This is a genomic window from Arenivirga flava (genome assembly GCF_030161575.1).
Taxonomy (GTDB): Bacteria; Actinomycetota; Actinomycetes; order Actinomycetales; family Microbacteriaceae; genus Arenivirga; species Arenivirga flava.
Window position 1 is genome coordinate 2,953,975 of record NZ_BSUL01000001.1, and the last position, 20,846, is coordinate 2,974,820.

Genomic DNA, 20,846 nt, shown 5'->3' on the forward strand with positions numbered 1-20,846 from the left:
CGGGGATCGCGGCGCTGCTCGCGAGCGGACTGCTGCTGACCGGATGCGCGACGGCGGCGCCGGGGAGCCCGTCGCGACGAGCGAGCCCGCACCGGAGCCCGCATCGACCGCGATCGAGTGCGCGCCCGCCTCGGCGGCCGCGCTCGCCGCCGTCAACGCGAGCATCGCCGCCGAGCCGGGGTACCAGCAGCCGGGCGTCGAGCCGTACCCGCAGGTGCTCACCGAGCTGACCACGACGCGTTACGAGCCGCTCGACATCTGGACGCTCGGCGGCGTGATGGCGGCGGGCGGCAGCGAGGGCGGCTTCCTCGTCGTCTGGGCGACCCGCGAGGATCCGACGGACGAGGACTTCTCGGGCGAGATCTTCTCCTTCGCCATGTCGTCCTCGGAGTCGGAGTCGGCCGCTCCCGTGCTCGACCCGGGCTATGTCGGCGAGCACGACATGGACGTCGTGCCGGGGCCGGGCATCGTCTGCACCGATCGCCTGGGGAGCTGATCCGCGCGGCTCAGGCCCAGCCGAGCTCGTGCAGTCGGGCGTCGTCGATGCCGTAGAAGTGCGCGATCTCGTGCACGAGCGTGATGTGCACCTCGTCGCGAAGGTGGTCCTCGTCGTCGCAGAGCGCCAGCAGCGGCTCGCGGTAGAGCACGATGCGGTCGGGCATCTCGCCGAAGCCGTACTGGCCCCGCTCGGTGAGCGCGACGCCCTCGTAGAGGCCCAGCAGGTCCGATCCGTCCTCCGGCCGGTCCTCCACGACGAAGACGACGTTGTCGAGACCGTCGACCATCTCGTCGGGCAGGTCGTCGAGCTCCTCGGTGACCAGCTGGTCGAAACGGTCGGCGCTCATCTCCACGCGTTCCAGCATCGCAGAACTACCCTGGGCGCCATGCGCCAGGACCTGCACTTCGTGACCTTCGCCACCCGCGACCTCGACGCGGCGCGCCGCTTCTACGTCGACGGCCTCGGCTGGCGGCCGCTGCTCGACGTGCCGGGCGAGATCCTGTTCTTCCAGTCCGCGCCCGGCCAGGTGCTCGGGCTCTTCGACGCGGTGGGGTTCGCCGAGGACCTCGGCCTCGATGCGCCGCCCGCGGTGGCGGGGGTGACGGTCGCCCACAACGTCGGCAGCGCGGATGCGGTGCGCGAGCTGGCCGCGGCGATGCAGGCGGCGGGCGGTCGCGTGCGCGTGGCACCTGCGCCCGGGGCGTTCGGCGGTGTCTTCCACGCGATCATCGAGGACCCGAACGGCGTCGTGTGGGAGCTCGCGCACAACCCGGGCTGGCACGTCGCGGACGACGGCACGGTCTCGTTCGGCGCGTGAACGACGAATCCCCCGGAGCGCCGCTCCGGGGGATTCGTCACGTGGGGTGAACGACGGGACTTGAACCCGCGACATCCGGCACCACAAGCCGGCGCTCTACCAACTGAGCTACGCCCACCATGACTGCCGGCGCACCGGCAACTAGGAGAGTGTATTACAGATTCGGGGCGAACTCCGCCACCACCTCGGCGGAGATGGCCTGCACCTGCTCGGTGGTCGGACCGGGCTGCTCGACGAAGAGCGCGCGGCGGTAGTAGTGCAGCTCGCGGATCGACTCGAGGATGTCGGCGAGGGCGCGGTGGCCGCCGTGCTTGGCGGGCGCGTTGAAGTACACGCGCGGGAACCACTCGTGGGCGAGCACCTTGAACGACGAGACGTCGACGCTGCGGTAGTGCAGGTGGCCGTCGACGAGCGGCATGTACCGGGCGATGAAGGAGCGGTCGGTGCCGATCGTGTTGCCGGCGAGCGCAGCCTTGCCGGGCAGCGGGACGAGGCGCTTGATGTAGTCGAGCACCTGCTGCTCGGCGTCGGCGAGCGTCGCGCCCCCGTCGAGCTCGTCGAGCAGACCCGACTCGGTGTGCATGTTCGTGACGAACTCGCCCATGTTGGCGCGCGCCGCATCCGACGGCTCGATCACGATGGAGAAGCCCGGGTCGACGAGGTTCAGCTCGAAGTCGGTGACGACCACGGCGACCTCGACGAGCTCGTCGACCTCCAGGTCGAGACCGGTCATCTCGCAGTCGATCCAGACGAGACGGTCGATCGCAGCAGCCATGGGCACGAGTCTAGGACGTGCCGCGGACACGGCCGCCCGCATCCGCTCGTCGTGCGTGCTCACGCCTCGGGCGAGGCCCGCGGGCGCCCGGCCTCGGCGTAGGCGACGCCGAGGCAGTGCGCCGCGCGGTTCGCGAGCAGCCGGTGCCCGACGGCGTCGAGCCGCACGCGCCCCTGCACCCAGTGACGAGGGCTCTGCAGGTCGCGCATGCCCCAGACGTCGAGCACGAAGGTTCCGTGACGGCGGGCGATGCTCCAGAGGTGCGCGTTGAACACCGCAGCCCGGCCGCGCCGGACTCGCAGCGACGGCGCGGAGCGCGGGTCGAAGCTCGTCGCCAGCAGCACGTCGGTACCGGCGGCGCGCAGGGCCGAGACGCCGGCCTCCAGGCGCGCGGCGACAGCGTCGGGATCGGCGCCCGTGGCGAGCAGCTCGCGTCCTCCCGTCACGATCGAGACGAGATCGGCCCGCGCCGCGAGCGCGCGCGGCACCTGCTCGCGCACGACCTCGGTCAGCGCGTGGTCGCGGTCCGTGCGGTCCGAGAACGCGACGCCGCAGCGCTCGGGGTCGCCGAGCCGCGCGTCGCGGTCGAGGATCGCCGCCAGGTGCGCCGCCCAGCCCGGCGCCGACGTGCGACCGGGCGCCACGCCGTCCGACCCGTCGGCCAACGGGTCCCCGAGCGCGATGTAGCGCTGCCACGGTGCGTGCGACACGCAGCCATCCTGGGCGAGCGGGGGCGCGCCCGGCGGCAGCCCGCGGCAGGGTTCGCCGCCCGGACACGGAGCGTTCGCCCCCCGTATACGGACGATGACAGGGCGACGGCCGTCGGGTTGACTGGGATGCTCGGGGACGCGACGCATGGAGTATCGGGAATGACGCAGGCAGCACCGGGCTGGTACGACGACGGCACGGGACGGCTCCGCTGGTGGGACGGCGCGGCCTGGTCCGGCGATGTGCTGGACCCGGCGCCGGCCGACCCCATCCGCTCACTGCGCGTGGAGCGCCACGATGACGATGTCGACCCCGTCGTCGCGTGGGCCCGGCAGCAGGCCGCGGCGCAGGAGGCCGCCGCGCCCGTCGCGACGCCCGACTCCGCCGCGCTCCGTGCGCGCCCGCGCAGGCGCGCCCTGCCCTGGGTGCTCGGCGGGCTGCTCGGCGCGATCGTGCTCGCCGGGGCCGGCGGCGCGGTGCTGGCGATGAGCGGTGCCGTCGGCGACCCGGTCGACCCCGGCGCCGCATCCGTCGTCGATGCCTACAACGAGCTCTGGGCGGGCGGCGCCTGCGAGACCGCCGGCTCGGTCGGCACGGCCGCCTTCATCGCCGACCTCGGCTGGGACGACTGCGCCCTGCTCGCCGACAGCCAGCGCTCGTTCCTGCAGAGCTACGAGGACTACCGCGTCACCGTCGACGAGACCTCGGTGCAGGGCGAGCTCGCCTGGGTCGACACGAGCGAGCGCTACCGGGTGCCCGGCGACGAGGAGGAGCGGATCGACACCTACCGCTACGAGCTCGTGTGCGAGGGCGACGCGTGGCTGATCGACTCGATCAGCGCCCGCTGAGCGGGCCGGCTGCCAGGATGGTCGCATGATCGTGCTGCTCAGCGTCCTCCTGCTCGTCAACGCCGTCTGGAACGTCGTCGTCTGGCCGCAGTTCCTGAAGCGCGTGGCCAAGGACGCCCGGGCCCGCGACGAGCACGGCAAGGCGACCCCGTTCCTCATCGTGCACGTCGTGCTCGTGAGCGTCTCCCTCGCGCTCGCCGTCGCCTCCGGAGTCGCCGGCATCGTCGGCCTGCTGCACGCCTGAGCGCCGGAACGGGGGATGAGCGGATGAGCGAGCAGCCGGCCGAGGAGCCCACCGTCTGGAGCGTGGTCGCCGACCCCGATGAGGAGCGGATCGCCGGCATGCCCGCCTTCCTGCGTGGCACGATGTTCGGCGGCACGGGGCCGACCGTCGGCTGGCTGCTGCGCAACGAGGGGCCCCACGCGGCGCGGCGCGTCGAGCTGCTGCCGGAGGACCCGGAGCAGCCCGTCGACGGTCCGCTGCGCTGGGAGTCGGTGCCCGCCGGCGGTTCCGTGCCCTTCCGCGCCGGACGCCGCCTGCTCCGGCTGCGGTGGTTCCAGCGCCGCGAGGACTCGCGCTACTGGCGGCTCGTCGCCCTGCCGAGCAGCTGATGGCCGCGCAGTTCGACGCTGTCGACCGGGCGATCCTCGCGGAGCTCGCCCGCAACGCCCGGCTGCCCAACAACGCCCTCGCCGCGGCGGTCGGCATCGCGCCGTCCACCTGCCTCACCCGCGTGCGCGCGCTGCAGGCCGCCGGGGTCATCACGGGCTTCCGCACCGAGGTGTCGATGCGCGCGATCGACCGCCCGCTGCAGGCCATGATCTCGGTCGGGCTGTCGGCGGACGTGCGCGCCGACATCCGCGACTACGCCCGGCGGTTCATCCGCTACCCCCAGGTGCTCGACGTGTACTACCTCGCCGGGCGCGACGACTTCCTCGTCAACGTCGCGGTGCGCGACACCGACGAGCTGCGCGATTTCGTCACCGACTACCTCAGCGCCGACCCGGGCGTCGCGCGCACCGAGACGAGCATCGTCTTCGAGCACCTGCGCGACCTGCGGCTGTTCCCCGACCCGGATGCGGGGCCGCCGGTCTTCTGAGGACGCTGCGGCGTGCGGACGCGGTGCCCCCGGCAGGAATCGAACCTGCGACCAAGAGATTAGAAGGCTCCTGCTCTATCCGCTGAGCTACGGGGGCGCGATGGCCAGTGTAGTCAGGAGCGGGCGTCGAGCGGATGGCGCGGCGCGGGTGATGAGCAGCCCGGTCGACCTCGTCGGACCGGTCAGGCCGCGACGCGCTCCACCGCGGCGGCGAGTGACTCGGCGTCGTGGAAGACGCCGAACACCGGACCGCCGGGCTGCAGCGCGGCGCCCGCGGCGAGCGGGCCGACCGGCACCGGGTCGAAGCCGATCCGGTCGACGAACGCGCTCACGACGGCGACCGCCTCGGCGTCGTCGCCGGCGACGCCCAGCGCGCGTCGGCGCTGGTGGCCGGCGGCGCGGGCGTCCTCCTCGAGCTCGTGGTAGCCGAGCTGGTTGAGGGTCTTCACGAGGCGGGTGCCGGTGAAATGCCGCTGCACGATGGTGCTGCTGCCGTCCTCGGCCGCGTCGAGCTCGGGCAGCGGTCCGTCGACGGGCTCCCACTGGTTCATGAGGTCGATGACCACCCTGCCGGCCAGGATCGCGGGGTCGACCGTGCGGAACTCGTGCATCGGCACCGCCAGCACGACCAGGTCGGCGCCGTCCACGGCCTCCGCGGCGGTGGCGGCCCGGGCGCCCGGGGCGAGCATCTCGACGATGAGTCGGATGCGCGCCGGATCGCCCGACGCGGCCACGGTCACGTCGTCCCCGGCCGCCAGGGCGGCTCGGGCGAGGCTCGTGCCGACGCGGCCGGCCCCCAGGATCGCGATGCTGCTCATGCTCCATGCAACCGCATGTATCCGCCCGCTATTCCGGCGCCCGCCCGAGTGCCCGACCGCTCGCGCGCTCGACGGCCCCGCCCGCATCCGCTCGCCCCACAGCCCTCTTGCCAAACGACGGAGATTGGACGGAGCGGCCAGGAGCGAAGGCTGCAGAACCAGGGAAGTCGGCGACGACGATGCCCCCGAACGCTCAGATCTCCGTCGTTTGGTAAAAGGCTGAGCGGGGAGAGGCTGAGGGGGAAAAGCTGAGCGGCGAAAGGCTGTGCCGCGAAGGGCTGAGCGGGGAGAGGCTGAGGGGCGAGCGCCAGAGGGGCGGGGGTGAGGGGGTGAAGGGGGCGAGGCGAGGGGCTGGTGCGCGGTCGGTGACCGGGCGAGCAGCGCCCCGGCGGTCGGTGACCGGGCGGTGAGTGCCGGCGCGCGGCGGGCGCTCAGCCGCGGAACGCCGAGCCGAGCATGTCGAGCGGATGCGTCAGCCGCCAGGCGAGGCCCGGATCGCGGAGCGCACCGCCGGCCTCCACGCGAGCGGATGCGGTGCGCTCCGCCACCGTCGCCACCGCCTCGCCGGCCTTGGCGCCGGCGCGGATCGTCCGGATCTCGTCGAGCTGGTAGTCGATGTCGTCCGGCGACGGCACGCCGCCGACGGTGACGAGCGGCTCGCCGAGCACCAGATCGATGCGCTCGCCCCACGCGGTGCGCAGTTCGCCGACGACGGTCCCCGCCGGCAGCGCCTCGATCTGCGCGGTGGCCGCGGCGGCCGACTCCATGAACGTGGTGACCGTCGCCGCCATGGCGTCGTAGGAGGGCTGGCGCATGAACGCCGCGGTGAGCGTCTCGCCCGAGTCGGTGGTCAGGCTGAGCACGACGGTGACCGCGGCCGCGTTCGTGTAGCTGCGCGAGACCGTCGTAGCGGCGCCGGCAGGCTCGTAGCGGTTGGTGTTGGTGATGCTCGCGCCGTTGACGGCGCCGATGCCGTCGGTGGTGACGAGCGAGGCGATGAGGGGATCGGCGGCCGCGAGCGCGCCGATGCGCACCAGGTCCTCGGCCGTGGAGACGCTGTCGCCGCTGAGCCCCGAGGCGTCCGCCAAGGCGGTGCCGTCGAAGCCGTGCTCGACGAGCCACGCCTCGGCGGCCGCCAGGTACTCGGCCTGGCTGCCGAACGCCCAGCGCACGAGCATGTCGGCGTGGTTGTTGCTGGCCGAGAGCAGCGAGGCGGCGATCATCTCGCGCTCGGTCCACCGCGAGCCGACGGTCACCGGGATCGTGCGCGCGCCGGCGAAGACGAGCGACTGGTAGGCGGCGAAGTCCTCGTCGGTCACGACGACGCTCTCGCCGTTGCGCCCGGCCTCGAGCGGATGCGCATCCAGGGTCACGAGCGCCGACACGAGCTTGGCGGAGCCGCCCATCGGGATCGACTCGAAGGCGCCGACCTCGTCGCCGCCGGTGCTCGCGAGCAGCGTCTCGCCGTCGCCGACGATGACCGCGGACTGCCCGTCCTCCGGCAGCGCCAGCGGCGGGCTGGCGATCTCGGCGTCCTCGAGCTGCGCCAGGTGCACGGATGCGGCCGGCAGGCTGGGCAGGATCGTCGTCCCGAGGAACAGTCCGGGCAGCAGGATCGCCACGGTGCCGATCGCGATGCCGATGCCCCGTCCGCTGCGCCGCCGCGCGATCTCCTCAGCCATGGGGACAGGCTACGGGCGGGCCGCGCCGCCTGACCGCATCCGATGGCCGCGTCGTCGTCGATCGTGATCGACCCGAGACCGCCGGGGGCGGCGGAGGGGATGGATGCGCGCATCCGTCCCCCTCCGCTCCAGGCGATCAGCCCGGGTGCGTCATCGAGAGCACGTCGAGGGCGGCATCGAGCTGCTCCTCGGTGATCTCGCCGCGCTCGACGAAGCCGAGGTCGACGACGGCCTCGCGCACGGTGAGCTTCTCGGCGACCGAGTGCTTGGCGATCTTCGCCGCCGCCTCGTAGCCGATGATCTTGTTCAGCGGGGTCACGATCGACGGGCTCGACTCGGCGAGCGCGCGGGCGCGCTCGACGTTCGCCTCGAGGCCGTCGACGGTCTTGTCGGCGAGCACCCGCACCGAGTTGGCGAGCAGGCGGATCGACTCGAGCAGCGCGGTGCCCATGACCGGGATCGCCACGTTGAGTTCGAAGGAGCCGCTGGCGCCGGCCCAGGCGATGGTCGCGTCGTTGCCGATCACGCGCGCGCTCACCATCAGCACGGCCTCGGGGACCACGGGGTTGACCTTGCCGGGCATGATGGACGAGCCGGGCTGCAGGTCGGGGATGTGCAGCTCGCCGAGGCCCGTGTTCGGGCCCGAGCCCATCCAGCGCAGGTCGTTGTTGATCTTGGTCAGGCTGACGGCGATGACGCGCAGCGCACCGGAGGCGTCGACGAGGCCGTCGCGCGCTCCCTGCGCCTCGAAGTGGTCGAGCGCCTCGGTGATCGGCAGGCCGCTGTCGCTCGCGAGCTCGGCGATGACCTCCTGCGGGAATCCGACGGGGGTGTTGATGCCGGTGCCGGTGGCGGTGCCGCCGAGCGGCACCTCCGCCACGCGGGGGAGGGCGCTCTCGACGCGCTCGATGCCGAGGCGGATCTGGCGCGCGTAGCCGGCGAACTCCTGGCCAAGCGTGACGGGGGTGGCGTCCATGAGGTGCGTGCGGCCGGCCTTGACGACCGACCTCCACAGCTCGGCCTTCGCCTCGAGCGCCTTCGCCAGGTGGTCGAGCGCCGGGATGAGGTCGTGGATCAGCGCACCGGTCACGGCGACGTGCACCGAGGTCGGGAAGACGTCGTTCGACGACTGCGAGGCGTTGACGTGGTCGTTCGGATGCACCGGAGCGCCGAGGATCTCGGTCGCCAGCGTGGCGAGCACCTCGTTGGCGTTCATGTTCGACGACGTGCCGGAGCCGGTCTGGTAGACGTCGACCGGGAATTGGTCGAGGTGGCGGCCGCCGATGATCTGCTCCGCGGCGCCGACGATCGCCTGCGCGACGTCGTCGGCGATGATGCCGCGCCGACCGTTGACGATCGCGGCGGCCCGCTTGATGCGCGCCAGCGCGATGATCTGACCGGGCTCGAGACCGGCCCCCGAGATCGGGAAGTTCTCCACCGCGCGCTGGGTCTGCGCCCGGTAGAGGGCCTTCGCGGGCACCCGCACCTCGCCCATGGTGTCGTGCTCGATGCGGAAGTCCTGGTTCTCGTCCACCACGTCGTGGGTCTCCTTCTGCTTGCCGGATTCGGAACGTTGCAGGTCGGCGCTCAAGCGAGCCCGACGATGCTGTCGGGCACGGCACGTCCTTCGGACAGCACGTAGTTCGCCCCGACGATCGCCAGGCTACCGTCGGCGACCGCGGCCGCGATGATCTCCGAGTGCTCGAGCAGTCCTGCCACGGTGTTGCGCAGGTGCACCCGTCCGACCTCGCCGGCGTCGACCGTCGCGGGGTCGATCGATCCGGTGACGGGAGCGGTGTGCGCCACCGCGCGCACGGCGGGAGCGATGCGGTCGGTGAGGAAGCGGATCTGCGGCGGCAGCGGGGCCGCGTCCTTGGCCGTCGCGTCGATGGCCGCGCGCACGGCGCCGCACTCGTCGTGGCCGAGCACCACGAGCATCGAGACGCCGAGCACGGCCACGGCGTACTCGAGGCTGCCGACGACGGAGTCGCCGAGCACCTGGCCGGCGTTGCGCACGACGAACAGGTCGCCCAACCCCTGGTCGAAGATGACCTCGGCGGCGAGGCGCGAGTCGCTGCAGCCGAACAGCGCCACCGTCGGCGCCTGCGAGTGCGCGAGCGCGGCGCGGCGCTCGGCGTCCTGGCGCGGGTGCAGCGGGGTGCCGTCGATGAAGCGCTGGTTGCCGGCGAGCAGATCGTTCCAGGCCTCGGCGGGGGTCGTGCGGGTCATTCGGATCCTTCTCCCTGGCCGCTGCGGTCGGTTGCGGCTGCGAGCATCGCGGCGGCGAGCTGCTCGAAGTCCTCGGGATCGGCGCGCCCGCTCAGCACGTAGGCGTCGGGGCCGACCCAGGTGACGAGCGAGTAGGCGAGGTTGCCCGCATCGGGGTCCTCGCGGTCGTCGTAGACCGTCCACTCGCGGCCGCCGATGGTGGTCACCCCGGTGGCCGGCTGCAGCTCCAGCTGCACCGCGACCCAGGTCTCGTTGGCATCGAGCGCCTGGGTGGCGCCGATGTAGCCGTCGCCGAGCACCGCATCCTCGTCGGTAAGGTAGCCGATCGTCCAGGTGGTGATGCCGTCGCGCCCCGTGCGCACCTCGGCGCGGTTGGCGGCCCATCCGTCCGGCATCTCGGCGACGGTCAGGTCGGAGCCGATCTCGCCGGCCTGGGCCGCGATGGCCGCGGGGTCGACGAACTCGCGCTCGGGTTCGCCGGGGCGCACCACGACGAGCACCATCACGAGCACGACGGCCAGCGACACCAGGGTGGCGATCACGAGGTTGAAAAGGGTCTGATTGGCCCGGTGCCTGCGCGAGTTCTCGGCCTTGCGGGCGGCGGTCTCGTCCGGGGTCTCGGGGCGGCCCAGCTCGGCGACGATCCGCGGCTCGGCGGCCCTGCGCGCCATCAGGACCCCTCGGCGGCGGCGCGGGCCGCCTCGAGGCGCTCGCGAGCGCCGAGCAGCCACTGCTCGCAGCGGGCGGCGAGCGCCTCACCGCGCTCCCAGAGCGCGAGCGACTGCTCGAGGGTGGCGTTGCCCTGCTCGAGCTCGCCGACGACGCGCACGAGCTCGTCGCGCGCCTGCTCGTAGCTCAGCTCGGCGACGCCTTCGAGGGGCGCGGCGCCGGCCGGGGTCACGGGGTTCTCGGGCACGGTGGCCATCCTATTCCCGGCCCGCTGGGGCCGATTCCGAGCGAGCGGATGCGGGGTCCTCGCCGGGCCTGGCGGCCCGCTCGCCCGCGGTGGCGGTGACCGCTCCGCGGGCCAGGGTGAGGGTGAGGGCGGAACCGCTCGGCGCCTCCGCAGCGTCGCGCAGCACCGCGCCGTCGGCGGTCTGCGCGATGGCGTAGCCGCGGTCGAGGGTGCTCTGGGGCGAGAGGGCGCGCAGGCTGGAGCGGAGCGCCTCGACACGGTGCGCGGCGAGCTCGAGGCGCCGGTCGACGATCTCGCGACCGCGGGCGGCGGCGCGCGCCACCTCCTCCGCGCGCGTGTCGACGAGCCAGGCGGGGTTCGCCAGCGCAGGCCGCGAGCGCAGCTGCTGCAGGCGGTCGAACTCGCTGCGCACGAACGCGCCGAGGCGCAGCGTGAGGCGCGAGCGCGCCTGCTGCACCCGCGCGAGCTCCTCGACCACGTCGGGCACGACGCGCTTCGCGGCGTCGGTCGGGGTCGATGCGCGCAGGTCGGCCACCTCGTCGAGGATCGGCCGGTCGGCCTCGTGCCCGATCGCCGAGACGATCGGCGTGCGAGCGGCCGCCGCGGTGCGCACGAGGCGCTCGTCGCTGAAGCCGAGCAGGTTCTGGAAGTCGCCGCCGCCGCGGGCGACGATGATGACGTCGACCTCCGGATCGGCATCGAGCAGCTCGATCGCCGCGCTCACCTCCGCCGCCGACCTGTCGCCCTGCACCGCGGTGTGCACGGTGCGGAAGCGCACCTGGGGCCAGCGCAGCTGGGCGTTGCGCAGCACGTCCTTCTCGGCGTCGGAGTCCTTGCCGGTGATCAGGCCGATGCAGTGCGGCAGGAAGGGCAGCGGCTTCTTACGCGCCGGATCGAACAGCCCCTCCGCGGCGAGCGTGCGCTTCAGCCGTTCGAGGCGCTCGAGCAGGTCGCCGAGCCCCACATGGCGCATCTCGAAGACCTGCATGCTGAGCGTGCCGCCCTTGACCCAGTAGTTGGGCTTGAGCGCGGCGATCACGCGGTCGCCCTGCTTGAGATCGGCGGGCACCTTCGAGCGGACGGACGACCAGATCGAGAAGGAGACGGTGGCGTCGGCCTCGAGGTCCTTGAGCTTGCCGTAGACGTTGCCGCCCGAGACCGACCACTGGGTGATCTCGCCCTCGACCCACGCCGTGCCGAGCCGGTCGATCCAGCCCTTGATCTTGCCCGCGAGCAGCGAGACCGACCAGGGCGCGTCGGGGGTGGGCGGGCCGACCTCGATGGTCATGCAGCTCCCTCGGTCGATGGTCTGGTGGAACGCTCCGCGCACGCTGCACGCACGGGACCGGAGCGGGGCCCGAGCGTAGACTCCGGGCGTGCCCGAGACCGCAGCGACGACCGACCCGCGCAGGGTCGGCGCGCCGCTCACGAGCCTGGCCATGCCTCGTGCTCGATCGCCTCGAGCGCCGCTCCAGGCTACCGCGGGCGACCGACACGGCCGGGTGCTGCTGGCCGCACCCCGTGGATACTGCGCGGGTGTGGACAGGGCGGTGCTCGCCGTGCAGCAGGCCCTCGAGCGCTTCGGCGCCCCCGTGTACGTGCGCAAGGAGATCGTGCACAACAGGCACGTGGTCGACACCCTCGAGCGGATGGGGGCGGTCTTCGTCGACGAGGTCGACGCCGTGCCCGAGGGTGCGAACGTGGTCTTCTCGGCCCACGGCGTCTCGCCGGCGGTCGTCCAGCAGGCCGCCGACCGCGGGCTCGCGGCCATCGACGCCACCTGCCCGCTCGTGACCAAGGTGCACCGGGAGGCGCAGCGCTTCGTCCGCGACGAACGCCACATCCTGCTCATCGGCCACGCGGGGCACGAGGAGGTCGAGGGCACGATGGGCCAGGCGCCGGGGCGCGTGACGCTCGTGGAGTCGCCGGCGCACGCCGACGTCGTCGAGCCGCCGGCGGGGCGTCCGCTCGTCTGGCTCTCGCAGACCACGCTCTCCGTCGACGAGACCATGGAGACCGTGCGACGGCTGCGGCTGCGCTTCCCCGACCTGGCCGATCCGCCGAGCGACGACATCTGCTACGCCACGCAGAACCGTCAGCTCGCGATGCGCAAGCTGGCCGCCCGGAGCGACGTCGTGCTCGTGGTGGGCTCGGCGAACTCGTCGAACACGCTGCGGCTCGTCGACGTCGCGCTCGAGCACGGCGCCCGCGCGGCCTACCGCGTCGACTTCGCCGAGGAGGTGCGTCCGGAATGGCTCGCGGGCGCGCGCACCGTCGGTGTGACGAGCGGCGCCAGCGCACCCGAGGTGCTCGTGCAGGAGCTGCTCGACGACCTCGCCGCGGCGGGCTTCGACACCGTCGAACCGGTCGTCACGGGTTCCGAGGACCTCGTCTTCTCGCTGCCACGCGAGCTGCGCCCCGATCGCGGGGGAGCGGCGCGCGGAGGACGTCGGACGTCCTGACCCTAGACTCGACGCGTCCGGCGCCGAACAGCAGGGGAGAGCCCGATGAGCCGTCCGAGTCTCGTGAGCGTCGTCGCCGACGACCTGCTGGAGCGGATCGTCGCCGGTGAGTTCGCCGAGGGCGACGCCGTGCCCACCGAGTTCGAGCTCGCGGAGCGCCACGGCGTCAGCCGCATGACGGTGCGCGAGGCGATCAAGGGGCTCATCGCCCAGAACGTCGTGGCGGTCGTGCGCGGCCGCGGCACCTACGTGCAGCCCGTGCGGCAGTGGACGGCGCTCGAGCCCGTGCTGCGCGCCACGGGCGGGGCCGATGCCGCCGTGCAGCTCATCGAGCTGCGTCGCATGTTCGAGGCGGAGGCCGCGGCGCTCGCCGCGGGGCGCCGCGACGACGAGCACCTCGCCGCGCTGGACGCGGACCTCGAGCGGATGCGGGCGGCCGCCCGGGCGGGCGACGTCACCGCCTTCGTCGAGGCCGACATCGCCTTCCACGACGTGATCCTGCGCGCGAGCGGCAACGTGCTGCTGCCCGTGCTCTTCGAGTCGCTGCGGCGCTTCCTACGCGAGACCCGCGCGCAGACGAGCCGCGTGCCGCTCATCCAGGAGCACGCCATCGACCGGCACGCCGCCGTGCTCGACGCGCTGCGCTCCGGCGACTCCGCGGCCTCGCGCGCCGCGATGCTCGAGCACATGGACCAGACCGAGGCCGACCTGCGCCGCTACGTGCTCTGAGTCCATCGCTGCGCAGCCGTTGCTGCGCTTCGGGGCGCCTCGGCGACGATGGGGCATGCGTCCGCGCGCCCCGTTGTCGCTCAGGGGCCCCGATCCTCGTGGAGAGCGATGCTCGGAGGCATCACGGGCAGGCGGGGTACGATGTCTGACGTCTCCGCTACGAGCTCCGGCTCCGCGACGCCGACTACGAAGGAGTAGCCCACCGTGCATCCCACGATCCCCGCCGAGCGCCCGGTCGACGAGGCCGCCCTGCTCGCGGCGTACCCGCATCCGCTCGACACGTCCGCCGCCGAGGTGGCCGCCCGCGTCGCCGGCAGCGGCCGGGTGCTCGTCGTGCTCGACGACGACCCCACCGGCACGCAGTCGGTCGCCGACCTGCCGGTGCTCACCCGTTGGCAGCGCGACGACCTGGTCTGGGCGCTCGGCCGCGGCGCCGCCGCCGTCTACGTGCTCACGAACACCCGCAGCCTCGGCCCGGACGACGCCGCGCAGCGCAACCGCGAGGTCGTGCGCGCGGCACTCGCCGCTGCCGACGAGGTCGGGGTGCGCGTCGGCTTCGTCAGCCGCAGCGACTCGACCCTTCGCGGGCACTTCCCGCTCGAGACCGACGTGATCGCCGAGACGCTGGCAGAGGCCGGTGCGCCGCGCCCCGACGGCGTGCTCGTCGTGCCCGCCTTCCCCGACGCGGGCCGCATCACGATCGGCGGCGTGCACTGGATGCGCGGCGACGGTGGCCTGACCCCCGTCGCCGAGACGGAGTTCGCCCGCGACGCCACCTTCGGCTTCGGCAGCAGCGACCTGCGGGACTACGTCGCCGAGAAGACCGGCGGCACCGTGCCCGCCGAACGCGTGCTCGCGCTCACCCTCGACGTCATCCGCAGCGGTCCGGAAGCCGTCGCCGCACTGCTGCGCCGGGCGGCGGATGCGACCCCGTCGTCGTCGACGCCGTCGAGGAGAGCGACCTGCGCACCGTGGCGCTCGGCCTCGAGCTCGTCGAGGTGGAGGGGCGCACCTTCCTGTACCGGGTGGGCCCGCCGTTCGTGCGCGCCCGCATCGGCCAGGCGGTGCGCGCGCCGCTCACCGAGGCCGAGGTGTTCGCCGACGTGACCCCGAACGAGCGCGGCGGCCTGGTGGTCGTCGGCTCGCACGTCGGCCTCACCAGCCGGCAGCTGGCCAGACTCAGCGAGGACCGGCCGGGCACCGCCGTCGCGGAGATCGACGTGCAGGCCGTGATCGAGGGCGATCGCGAGGCGGAGCTCGCCGCGGTCGTCGACGCGGCGGTCGCGGCGCTCGCCACGGGCGACGTGATCGTGCACACCAGTCGACTGCTGGTGCGCAGCGACGATCCGGAGGCGAGCCTCGACATCAGCCGCCGCGTCAGCGCCGCCGTCGTCGAAGTCGTACAGCGCGTGCTCGCCGCGGCCCCGCCGCGCTTCGTCATCGCGAAGGGCGGCATCACGTCCAGCGACGTCGCCGCCTTCGGTCTCGACATCCGCCACGCGATCGTGCGCGGCCCGATGCTGCCCGGCATCGTCTCGCTCTGGCAGCCGGTCGACGGACCGGCCGAGGGCATCCCGTACATCGTCTTCGCCGGCAACGTCGGCGACGACGCCTCGCTCAGCCAGGTCGTCGCGACGCTCTCGCGCGACTGACCGCATCCGCTCGTCCACGATCGACGCGACTCGTACCGCTGCCGGCGGCGGGTCCGCACCGCAGAAGGAGAACCCGATGACCACCACCACCGTCGCCGTCCTCGGCCTCGGCGCCATGGGCCTGCCCATGGCCACCCGCCTCACCGCCGGCCTCACCGTGCACGGCTTCGACATCGCCGAGCCGCGGCTCGAGCTGGCCCGTGCGGCCGGCATCCGCACCTTCGACGGCGCCGCAGCGGCGGTGGATGGAGCGGATGCGGTGCTGCTGGCCGTTCGCGACCGCACCCAGCTCGAGGACGCGCTGTTCGGCGCATCCGGCGTCGCGGCGTCGCTGCGCGACGGTGCCGTGGTGATCCTGACGAGCACCGTCGGCACGGACGGCATCGCCGAGCTGGCGGAGCGCCTCGCCGAGCGCGGTGTCGGGCTGGTCGACGCACCGCTGAGCGGCGGGCCGGTGCGCGCCGGCGAGGGCGACCTGCTCATCGTGGTCGGCGCGGAGCCCGCGCACTTGGAGGCCGCCCGCCCGGTGCTCGAGCTGCTCGCCTCCACGCTGACCGTCGTCGGCGAACGGGCCGGCGACGGGCAGGCGCTGAAGACCGTCAACCAGCTGCTCTGCGGCGTGCACATCGCGGCGGCGGGGGAGGCGCTGGCGCTCGCCCGCGCCCTCGGGCTCGACCCGGAGCGCACCCTCGACGCGCTGCAGGCCGGAGCGGCGGCGTCGTTCATGCTCGGCAACCGCGGGCCGCGCATGCTGCGGGCCTACGACGAGCAGAGCCCCGAGGTGCTCAGCCGCCTCGACATCTTCGTCAAGGACCTCGGCATCGTCGGCAAGGCTGCTCGGGGCGCCGGTCTCGCGACGCCGGTCGCAGCGGCGGCTGAGCAGCTGTTCCTGCTCGGCCAGGCGCAGGGGCTCGCGGAGGAGGACGACTCGCAGGTGCTGCGCGTCGTCGCGCCGACCGCCGACTGACCGCACGACGCAGGGGCCGGATGCATCGCATCCGGCCCCTCCGTCGTGCTCGGTCTACGAGGACGGCGGCGTCGAGAACATCTCCATGACACCCGGCGACGCGGCGACCACGGCGGCCAGGATCACGAACTGCACGATGAAGAACAGCGCCCCGGCGGCCAGCGGCACCCAGAAGGCGAGCTTGCGGGCGCGCAGGCGGCGCACCGTCCAGACCGCTGCGCCGAGCCAGAGCCCGGTGCCCACGCCGGCGATGATCGCCCACGAGTTGCCGAAGTCGAACGCGACCCCGTCGGTGTCGAAGCCCAGCGACCGGTAGGCCGCCAGCAGCTGGGGGCCGATGTCGGTCGCGGCGGCGGAGAAGGCCGACAGCACGAAGGCCAGCCCGATGCCGAGCAGCAGCACGCTCGCGACGAGGTCGCCCGTGCGGAAGCGCCCCGAGGCGCGCACCGGCTTCGGGGTGCCCCAGTCGTAGGAGCCCTGCTGCGGCGCGGGCGCCTGCTGCACGGGCTGCTGCTGCCGGGCGGCGGGCGCCTCGTCGGTCGCGGACGAGGGCTCCTCGCCCGTCACCGGCGACACCCACCCGGGCGGGGCGTACTCCCCGTACTGCGGGCGCGGGCGCGGTTCGGCCCCGGTGCCGCCGGTGCCGGACGGGTCGCTCATCAGGACTCCGACTTGCCGAACGAGCCGAGCTGCTGCGTGGCCTCGAGCACGCGGGCGGCCATCGCCGTCTCCGCCTTCTTGCCCCACGCGCGCGGGTCGTACAGCTTCTTGTTGCCGACCTCGCCGTCGGCCTTGATGAAGCCGTCGTAGTTCTTCAGCACCGTGTCGGCGACCGAGCGGCTGAAGGCGTACTGGGTGTCGGTGTCGATGTTCATCTTGATCACGCCGTTGGCGACCGCGGTGGCGATCTCCGCATCCGTCGAACCGGATCCGCCGTGGAAGACGAGGTCGAGCGGCTTCTCGCCGGTGCCGTACTTCTGCGCGATGCCGGCCTGGATCTCGCCGAGCAGCTCGGGGCGCAGCTTCACGCCGCCCGGCTTGTACACGCCGTGCACGTTGCCGAAGGTGAGCGCGGCGATGTAGCGGCCCTGCTCGCCGAGGCCGAGGGCCTCGACGGCCTGCTCGACGTCACCGAGGGTCGTGTAGAGGGCGTCGTTGCTGCCCTCGTGCTGCACGCCGTCCTCCTCGCCGCCGACGACGCCGATCTCGACCTCGAGGATGGCGTTGATGGCCTTGGTGCGCTTGATGACGTCCTGCGCGATCTCGAGGTTCTCGGTGAGCGGCACGGCCGAGCCGTCCCACATGTGCGACTGGAAGATCGGCTCGCCGCCGGCCTTGACGGCCTCCTCCGATGCCGCCAGCAGGGGCAGCAGGAAGTCGTCGAGCGCGCCCTTCGGGCAGTGGTCGGTGTGCAGGGCGACCGTCACCGGGTAGGCCTTGGCGACCTCGCGGGCGAAGGCGGCGAAGGCCAGTGCGCCGCCGGCGCGGTTCTTGACCGTGTGGCCGGCGAAGTAGTCGGCGCCGCCCGTGGTGACCTGGATGATGCCGTCGGAGCCGGCCTCGGTGAGGCCCTGCAGCACCGCGTTGAGCGTCTGCGAGGACGAGACGTTGAAGGCCGGGTAGGCGAAGCCTCCGGTCTTGGCCTTCTCGAGCAGGGCCGCGTACTGGTCGGGGGTGGCGATGGGCATGCCGGGCTCCTCGGTGAGTGTCGTCGATGGGCCCGGTTTCAGGACCCGTTCGAGTCTAGTGACGCGACCAGGCGCTGGCTGGCAGTGCGCATGTGATCCTGCATCGCCGCATCCGCCCGCTCCGGATCGCGCGAGGCGATGGCGTCGTAGACGCGGCTGTGCTCCTCGGTGGCCAAGCGGATGTGGTGCTCGTCGTGCAGGGCGCGGTCGACCCACACGCGGATCAGCGAGCGCAGGCTCTGCAGCAGGTCGAGCAGCACCGGGTTGCGCGCGCTGAGGCCGATCTGCAGGTGGAACCGCAGGTCCGCGTCGACGAACTGCTGCAGGTCGTCGTGGTGGGCGCGCATGGCGTCGAGGTGCTCGCGCAGCAGCGCGAGCTCGTCGTCGGTGGCCCGTTCCGCGGCGAGGCGGGCGGCCTGCACCTCGAGCTCGTTGCGCACCTCGATGAGGTCGCGGGTGCGCTGCTGGCCGAGCATGAGCCCCCAGCTGAGCGTCTTCGGCAGCAGCTCGCTGGCGGCGCCGCGCAGGTAGGTGCCCGAGCCGGGCCGCACGTCGACGATGCCGAGCAGCTCCAGGGCGGCGAGGGCCTCGCGCACGGCGGAGCGTCCCACGCCGAGCGACTCGGCCAGCGCGCGCTCGGGGGCAGGCGGGTGCCGGGCTCGATGTCGCCACTGGTGAAGCGCTCGAGCAGGCGGCGGGCGACCTCGCTGACGACGCTGCCGCGCGGCAGCGTCTCGAAGGCGGAGGCGATCTCGCGGGTGGCGTCGCCGGGGTACGCGGGCACCGGTCAGGCGCCTTCGGGGAAGACGACGCCCTTGTGCAGCACGAAGCAGCCCCAGGGGGCGGGATCGAGCACGTGCACCACGGCGAAGGCGCCCTTGGCGCGCTCGTAGAAGTCGAGGCGGGGGATGACGCCCCACTCCAGCGGTGCCGGGTGGCTCGCGCGCGCGAGCTCGAGCACCGCGTCCTGCTCGAGGGTGGTGCGCGCAGGGTCGCCGTCCACCTCCATCCGCTCGATCGGGGTCTCGAGGAACACGTCGAGCGGCAGCACGGAGAGGATCGCGCCGATCGCGCGCGACATGGAGGCCTCGCCGAGATGCACCACGGGCCGGCCCGTGGCGACGGCGGGGAAATTGCGGTCGACGACCAGCAGCTGGTCGCCATGGCCCATGTCGTCGAGGAGGTGCAGCAGCGCGCCTCCGAGCAGCGGGTCGATGCCCTTCAGCATCAGTCCTCCTCGTGGTCAGCCGGCACGTCGATGATCGACCAGGTGCCGGGCTCCAGCATGGCACGCACCGTCCGGCCGTCCGCGGCGATCGCGAGCTCGTCGGCGGTGTCGCCCAGCCGTGCCGCGAGCACGCGCACGCCGTCGGGGGTGCGCGCGGCGAGGGCCCAGGTGCGCGCGTCGTCGGGCGCGGGCGCCTCGGGCACGAGCAGCGGCAGCCCCGAGAGCGCGCGCACAGCGGCCACCGCCTCGGCGGCAGGCATGCCGTCGAGCCCCCGCGGCCCCCACTCCTCGAACCAGGCGACGGATGCGGCGCCGCCCTGCGCGAGGGCGGCCGCGCTGGCGACGACCCAGGCGGCCAGCTGCGGCGCGGCCTGGCGCTCGTCGGTGGCGTCGTCGCGCAGCGCCGGCCCGTAGCCCGCGTGGAGGTCGGCGGGCGGCTCGGGCGGCGCGGTCGTCGCGACCGCGTTGAACCGCGGCCGCAGGGTGATCGGTCCCACGTGCAGGGGAGCGCCGCCCGCGATCGCGACGGCGTCGGCGGCGACCCTGCGCTGCAGGCCGATCGACTCCTCGATCTGGAAGGTCTCACGGGCGTGCATCTGCGGCGTGATGCTGATCGTCCAGGCGTCGAAGCGCGGCAGGCGCTCGTGCGTGCGGTTGAGCTCGGTGAAGTGCGAGCGCGCCCCGCCGATGAGCTCGGCGTCGAGGCCCGCCGCCGCCTCGACCAGCGCGGCGTGCAGCGGCTCCTCGCTCACGTGCGTGAGCGCATCGAACACGGCGAGGCGCACGGGCGCGTGCGGTGCGGCGAGCGCGACCGCGCCGGCGACCTGCGAGGGGTCTGCGGCGACGATGCGCACGTCGAGCGGCAGCCCGCTCGCCGCGGCGCGCGCGAGCACGGCGGCGGCGTTCGGGGCGTCAGCCTCGATCTCGACCAGCACTGCATCCGCGGCCGGGGTCGGATGCGCGGTGCCGTCCGTCGGGGCGGTCGAGGCTCCGACGAGCACCGACGGCACCGCCCTGCCGGCGTCGACGAGGCGCAGGGCCGACGCCTGCGCATCCGCATCCGCCGCCGAGCCGGTCGCACGGAACACGATCGACTGCTCGACCCGCCCGCCCTCGGCGAGCTCGTAGGGGAACGGCAGCGCGAGCGGGCGCGAGTACGTCTTGTAGGAGGCGTCGGTCCAGTTGCGCTGGTCCTCCATCTCGAACACGTCGCCGGTGAAGTCGGCCGACAGCTCGAGCCCTCCGTGCGGCCAGTCGAGGCCGGTGATGCCGAAGGCGGGCTGGTGGGGGCTGATCGTCCCGGGGAACACCGTCCGCTCCGACGACCCGTCGGCGTGACGGATGCGCAGCGCCGCCCCGGACACGACGGGCGGATGCAGCAGCACGAGACCGGTGCGGTTGGTCGTGACGTGCCCGTCGGCGGTCAGCTCGAGCGAGACCGACAGCTCGGCGCCCCGCTCCTCGATGCGCAGCGTCGCGTCCGCCGTGATGCCGAGCCCGTCGTAGCGCAGGGCGAGCACGGCGGCGCCCTCCTGGTGCGTCATGGCCGCCACGGTGACGGGCACGGTGCCCCAGTCGCGGTCGCGCACCACGGCGCGCACCGACCTCGCGACGAGCACGCCGTCGACGCGCAGGTCGGCCAGCTCGTCGCCGCGCAGCTCGGCGCGCCAGCGTCCGCTCGTCCAGGGCTCGCCGCGGTGCGGACCCCAGGTGCTGAGGCTCATCGGC

24 protein-coding genes, 2 tRNA genes and 1 pseudogene are annotated in these 20,846 nt (G+C 73.4%); 10 read left to right on the forward strand and 17 right to left on the reverse strand.

The features are described 5' to 3' along the window. Positions 1-43: 43 nt before the first annotated feature. Positions 44-496 carry a hypothetical protein gene (locus QQK26_RS14500; RefSeq protein ID WP_284234023.1) on the forward strand — a complete coding sequence of 151 codons (453 nt, stop codon included), beginning with the start codon at positions 44-46 and terminating at the stop codon, positions 494-496. 10 nt (positions 497-506) lie between these two features. Here QQK26_RS14500 and QQK26_RS14505 read toward each other — a convergent pair whose 3' ends face one another. Next, positions 507-863, reverse strand: coding sequence for a metallopeptidase family protein (locus QQK26_RS14505; RefSeq protein WP_284234025.1), 357 nt, complete (start codon positions 861-863; stop codon positions 507-509). A gap of 21 nt (positions 864-884) precedes the next feature. Between QQK26_RS14505 and QQK26_RS14510 the strand changes: the two genes are divergently transcribed. Continuing rightward, entirely contained in the window at positions 885-1,316 is a 432-nt protein-coding gene (locus tag QQK26_RS14510; RefSeq protein WP_284234027.1) for a VOC family protein, read from the forward strand. Between the two features lie 42 nt (positions 1,317-1,358). On the opposite strand, the gene QQK26_RS14515 is transcribed toward QQK26_RS14510, so the two are convergent. The 3 genes from QQK26_RS14515 to QQK26_RS14525 form a co-directional block, all read right to left on the reverse strand. Continuing rightward, a tRNA-His gene (locus tag QQK26_RS14515) sits at positions 1,359-1,434 on the reverse strand. Between the two features lie 36 nt (positions 1,435-1,470). Then, the gene (orn, locus tag QQK26_RS14520) at positions 1,471-2,091 is read right to left on the reverse strand and encodes an oligoribonuclease (protein ID WP_284234030.1); all 621 of its coding nucleotides are present in this window, start codon (positions 2,089-2,091) and stop codon (positions 1,471-1,473) included. Positions 2,092-2,150: 59 nt separating this feature from the next. After that, the gene (locus QQK26_RS14525; RefSeq protein WP_284234032.1) at positions 2,151-2,801 is read right to left on the reverse strand and encodes an SGNH/GDSL hydrolase family protein; all 651 of its coding nucleotides are present in this window, start codon (positions 2,799-2,801) and stop codon (positions 2,151-2,153) included. 159 nt (positions 2,802-2,960) lie between these two features. Between QQK26_RS14525 and QQK26_RS14530 the strand changes: the two genes are divergently transcribed. From QQK26_RS14530 to QQK26_RS14545, 4 genes are read left to right on the forward strand one after another with little or no spacing between them, the layout of a single operon-like run. Continuing rightward, positions 2,961-3,647, forward strand: a complete 687-nt coding sequence (locus QQK26_RS14530) for a DUF2510 domain-containing protein (protein ID WP_284234034.1) — start codon at positions 2,961-2,963, stop codon at positions 3,645-3,647. Between the two features lie 25 nt (positions 3,648-3,672). After that, the gene (locus QQK26_RS14535) at positions 3,673-3,891 is read left to right on the forward strand and encodes an SCO4848 family membrane protein (protein ID WP_284234036.1); all 219 of its coding nucleotides are present in this window, start codon (positions 3,673-3,675) and stop codon (positions 3,889-3,891) included. A gap of 23 nt (positions 3,892-3,914) precedes the next feature. Next, complete coding sequence (locus QQK26_RS14540) at positions 3,915-4,259, forward strand: hypothetical protein (protein WP_284234038.1); 345 nt, start codon at positions 3,915-3,917, stop codon at positions 4,257-4,259. Continuing rightward, positions 4,259-4,747 carry an Lrp/AsnC family transcriptional regulator gene (locus tag QQK26_RS14545; RefSeq protein WP_284234040.1) on the forward strand — a complete coding sequence of 163 codons (489 nt, stop codon included), beginning with the start codon at positions 4,259-4,261 and terminating at the stop codon, positions 4,745-4,747. Before QQK26_RS14540 ends, QQK26_RS14545 begins: the two co-directional genes overlap by 1 nt. Positions 4,748-4,771: 24 nt before the next feature. Here QQK26_RS14545 and QQK26_RS14550 read toward each other — a convergent pair. The 8 genes from QQK26_RS14550 to xseA form a co-directional block, all read right to left on the reverse strand. Beyond that, positions 4,772-4,844 (reverse strand) — tRNA-Arg (locus QQK26_RS14550). A gap of 85 nt (positions 4,845-4,929) precedes the next feature. After that, positions 4,930-5,565, reverse strand: a complete 636-nt coding sequence (locus QQK26_RS14555; RefSeq protein ID WP_284234042.1) for an NADPH-dependent F420 reductase — start codon at positions 5,563-5,565, stop codon at positions 4,930-4,932. A gap of 431 nt (positions 5,566-5,996) precedes the next feature. Continuing rightward, on the reverse strand, positions 5,997-7,247 hold the full coding sequence (locus tag QQK26_RS14560) for a serine hydrolase family protein (RefSeq protein ID WP_284234044.1): 1,251 nt from the start codon (positions 7,245-7,247) through the stop codon (positions 5,997-5,999). A 136-nt stretch (positions 7,248-7,383) separates the two neighbouring features. Next, a complete protein-coding gene (locus QQK26_RS14565; RefSeq protein ID WP_284235364.1) occupies positions 7,384-8,781 on the reverse strand; it encodes a class II fumarate hydratase in 1,398 nt (465 codons plus the stop codon). Positions 8,782-8,834: 53 nt separating this feature from the next. Further along, on the reverse strand, positions 8,835-9,476 hold the full coding sequence (locus QQK26_RS14570; RefSeq protein ID WP_284234046.1) for a carbonic anhydrase: 642 nt from the start codon (positions 9,474-9,476) through the stop codon (positions 8,835-8,837). Next, positions 9,473-10,147: a DUF4245 family protein gene (locus QQK26_RS14575; RefSeq protein ID WP_284234048.1), complete on the reverse strand. Its 675-nt coding sequence runs from the start codon at positions 10,145-10,147 to the stop codon at positions 9,473-9,475. Before QQK26_RS14575 ends, QQK26_RS14570 begins: the two co-directional genes overlap by 4 nt. Next, on the reverse strand, positions 10,147-10,401 hold the full coding sequence (locus tag QQK26_RS14580; protein ID WP_348520032.1) for an exodeoxyribonuclease VII small subunit: 255 nt from the start codon (positions 10,399-10,401) through the stop codon (positions 10,147-10,149). Before QQK26_RS14580 ends, QQK26_RS14575 begins: the two co-directional genes overlap by 1 nt. A gap of 1 nt (position 10,402) precedes the next feature. Beyond that, positions 10,403-11,680, reverse strand: a complete 1,278-nt coding sequence (gene xseA, locus QQK26_RS14585) for an exodeoxyribonuclease VII large subunit (RefSeq protein WP_284234052.1) — start codon at positions 11,678-11,680, stop codon at positions 10,403-10,405. A 151-nt stretch (positions 11,681-11,831) separates the two neighbouring features. Here xseA and QQK26_RS14590 point away from each other — a divergent pair, with 151 nt between their 5' ends. The 4 genes and pseudogenes from QQK26_RS14590 (at position 11,832) to QQK26_RS14605 (ending at position 16,202) form a co-directional block, all read left to right on the forward strand. Beyond that, positions 11,832-12,854: a 4-hydroxy-3-methylbut-2-enyl diphosphate reductase gene (locus QQK26_RS14590; protein ID WP_284235366.1), complete on the forward strand. Its 1,023-nt coding sequence runs from the start codon at positions 11,832-11,834 to the stop codon at positions 12,852-12,854. Between the two features lie 45 nt (positions 12,855-12,899). Then, positions 12,900-13,583, forward strand: a complete 684-nt coding sequence (locus QQK26_RS14595) for a FadR/GntR family transcriptional regulator (RefSeq protein WP_284234054.1) — start codon at positions 12,900-12,902, stop codon at positions 13,581-13,583. Positions 13,584-13,799: 216 nt separating this feature from the next. Further along, positions 13,800-15,235, forward strand: a pseudogene (locus tag QQK26_RS14600) (four-carbon acid sugar kinase family protein). A 76-nt stretch (positions 15,236-15,311) separates the two neighbouring features. Further along, positions 15,312-16,202: an NAD(P)-dependent oxidoreductase gene (locus QQK26_RS14605; RefSeq protein WP_284234056.1), complete on the forward strand. Its 891-nt coding sequence runs from the start codon at positions 15,312-15,314 to the stop codon at positions 16,200-16,202. Between the two features lie 54 nt (positions 16,203-16,256). On the opposite strand, the gene QQK26_RS14610 is transcribed toward QQK26_RS14605, so the two are convergent. The 5 genes from QQK26_RS14610 to QQK26_RS14630 form a co-directional block, all read right to left on the reverse strand. Then, the gene (locus tag QQK26_RS14610) at positions 16,257-16,862 is read right to left on the reverse strand and encodes a DUF6264 family protein (protein WP_284234057.1); all 606 of its coding nucleotides are present in this window, start codon (positions 16,860-16,862) and stop codon (positions 16,257-16,259) included. Then, complete coding sequence (gene fbaA / locus QQK26_RS14615; protein ID WP_284234059.1) at positions 16,862-17,890, reverse strand: class II fructose-bisphosphate aldolase; 1,029 nt, start codon at positions 17,888-17,890, stop codon at positions 16,862-16,864. The genes QQK26_RS14610 and fbaA overlap by 1 nt, the downstream gene beginning before the upstream one ends. Before the next feature lie 38 nt (positions 17,891-17,928). Next, the gene (locus QQK26_RS14620; RefSeq protein WP_348520033.1) at positions 17,929-18,501 is read right to left on the reverse strand and encodes a FadR/GntR family transcriptional regulator; all 573 of its coding nucleotides are present in this window, start codon (positions 18,499-18,501) and stop codon (positions 17,929-17,931) included. Positions 18,502-18,677: 176 nt separating this feature from the next. After that, a complete protein-coding gene (locus tag QQK26_RS14625) occupies positions 18,678-19,118 on the reverse strand; it encodes an RbsD/FucU family protein (protein ID WP_284234061.1) in 441 nt (146 codons plus the stop codon). Then, entirely contained in the window at positions 19,118-20,842 is a 1,725-nt protein-coding gene (locus QQK26_RS14630; protein ID WP_284234063.1) for a D-apionate lactonase family protein, read from the reverse strand. The genes QQK26_RS14625 and QQK26_RS14630 overlap by 1 nt, the downstream gene beginning before the upstream one ends. Positions 20,843-20,846 lie beyond the last annotated feature (4 nt).

Bases quoted from the DNA above. Each gene is read 5' to 3' on its own strand.
- QQK26_RS14500 (WP_284234023.1), top strand. From the start codon at position 44: ATGCGCGACGGCGGCGCCGGGGAGCCCGTCGCGACGAGCGAGCCCGCA.
- QQK26_RS14505 (WP_284234025.1), bottom strand. From the start codon at position 863: ATGCTGGAACGCGTGGAGATGAGCGCCGACCGTTTCGACCAGCTGGTC.
- QQK26_RS14510 (WP_284234027.1), top strand. From the start codon at position 885: ATGCGCCAGGACCTGCACTTCGTGACCTTCGCCACCCGCGACCTCGAC.
- orn (WP_284234030.1), bottom strand. From the start codon at position 2,091: ATGGCTGCTGCGATCGACCGTCTCGTCTGGATCGACTGCGAGATGACC.
- QQK26_RS14530 (WP_284234034.1), top strand. From the start codon at position 2,961: ATGACGCAGGCAGCACCGGGCTGGTACGACGACGGCACGGGACGGCTC.
- QQK26_RS14535 (WP_284234036.1), top strand. From the start codon at position 3,673: ATGATCGTGCTGCTCAGCGTCCTCCTGCTCGTCAACGCCGTCTGGAAC.
- QQK26_RS14540 (WP_284234038.1), top strand. From the start codon at position 3,915: ATGAGCGAGCAGCCGGCCGAGGAGCCCACCGTCTGGAGCGTGGTCGCC.
- QQK26_RS14545 (WP_284234040.1), top strand. From the start codon at position 4,259: ATGGCCGCGCAGTTCGACGCTGTCGACCGGGCGATCCTCGCGGAGCTC.
- QQK26_RS14555 (WP_284234042.1), bottom strand. From the start codon at position 5,565: ATGAGCAGCATCGCGATCCTGGGGGCCGGCCGCGTCGGCACGAGCCTC.
- QQK26_RS14560 (WP_284234044.1), bottom strand. From the start codon at position 7,247: ATGGCTGAGGAGATCGCGCGGCGGCGCAGCGGACGGGGCATCGGCATC.
- QQK26_RS14570 (WP_284234046.1), bottom strand. From the start codon at position 9,476: ATGACCCGCACGACCCCCGCCGAGGCCTGGAACGATCTGCTCGCCGGC.
- QQK26_RS14575 (WP_284234048.1), bottom strand. From the start codon at position 10,147: ATGGCGCGCAGGGCCGCCGAGCCGCGGATCGTCGCCGAGCTGGGCCGC.
- QQK26_RS14580 (WP_348520032.1), bottom strand. From the start codon at position 10,401: ATGGCCACCGTGCCCGAGAACCCCGTGACCCCGGCCGGCGCCGCGCCC.
- xseA (WP_284234052.1), bottom strand. From the start codon at position 11,680: ATGACCATCGAGGTCGGCCCGCCCACCCCCGACGCGCCCTGGTCGGTC.
- QQK26_RS14590 (WP_284235366.1), top strand. From the start codon at position 11,832: ATGCCTCGTGCTCGATCGCCTCGAGCGCCGCTCCAGGCTACCGCGGGC.
- QQK26_RS14595 (WP_284234054.1), top strand. From the start codon at position 12,900: ATGAGCCGTCCGAGTCTCGTGAGCGTCGTCGCCGACGACCTGCTGGAG.
- QQK26_RS14605 (WP_284234056.1), top strand. From the start codon at position 15,312: ATGACCACCACCACCGTCGCCGTCCTCGGCCTCGGCGCCATGGGCCTG.
- QQK26_RS14610 (WP_284234057.1), bottom strand. From the start codon at position 16,862: ATGAGCGACCCGTCCGGCACCGGCGGCACCGGGGCCGAACCGCGCCCG.
- fbaA (WP_284234059.1), bottom strand. From the start codon at position 17,890: ATGCCCATCGCCACCCCCGACCAGTACGCGGCCCTGCTCGAGAAGGCC.
- QQK26_RS14625 (WP_284234061.1), bottom strand. From the start codon at position 19,118: ATGCTGAAGGGCATCGACCCGCTGCTCGGAGGCGCGCTGCTGCACCTC.
- QQK26_RS14630 (WP_284234063.1), bottom strand. From the start codon at position 20,842: ATGAGCCTCAGCACCTGGGGTCCGCACCGCGGCGAGCCCTGGACGAGC.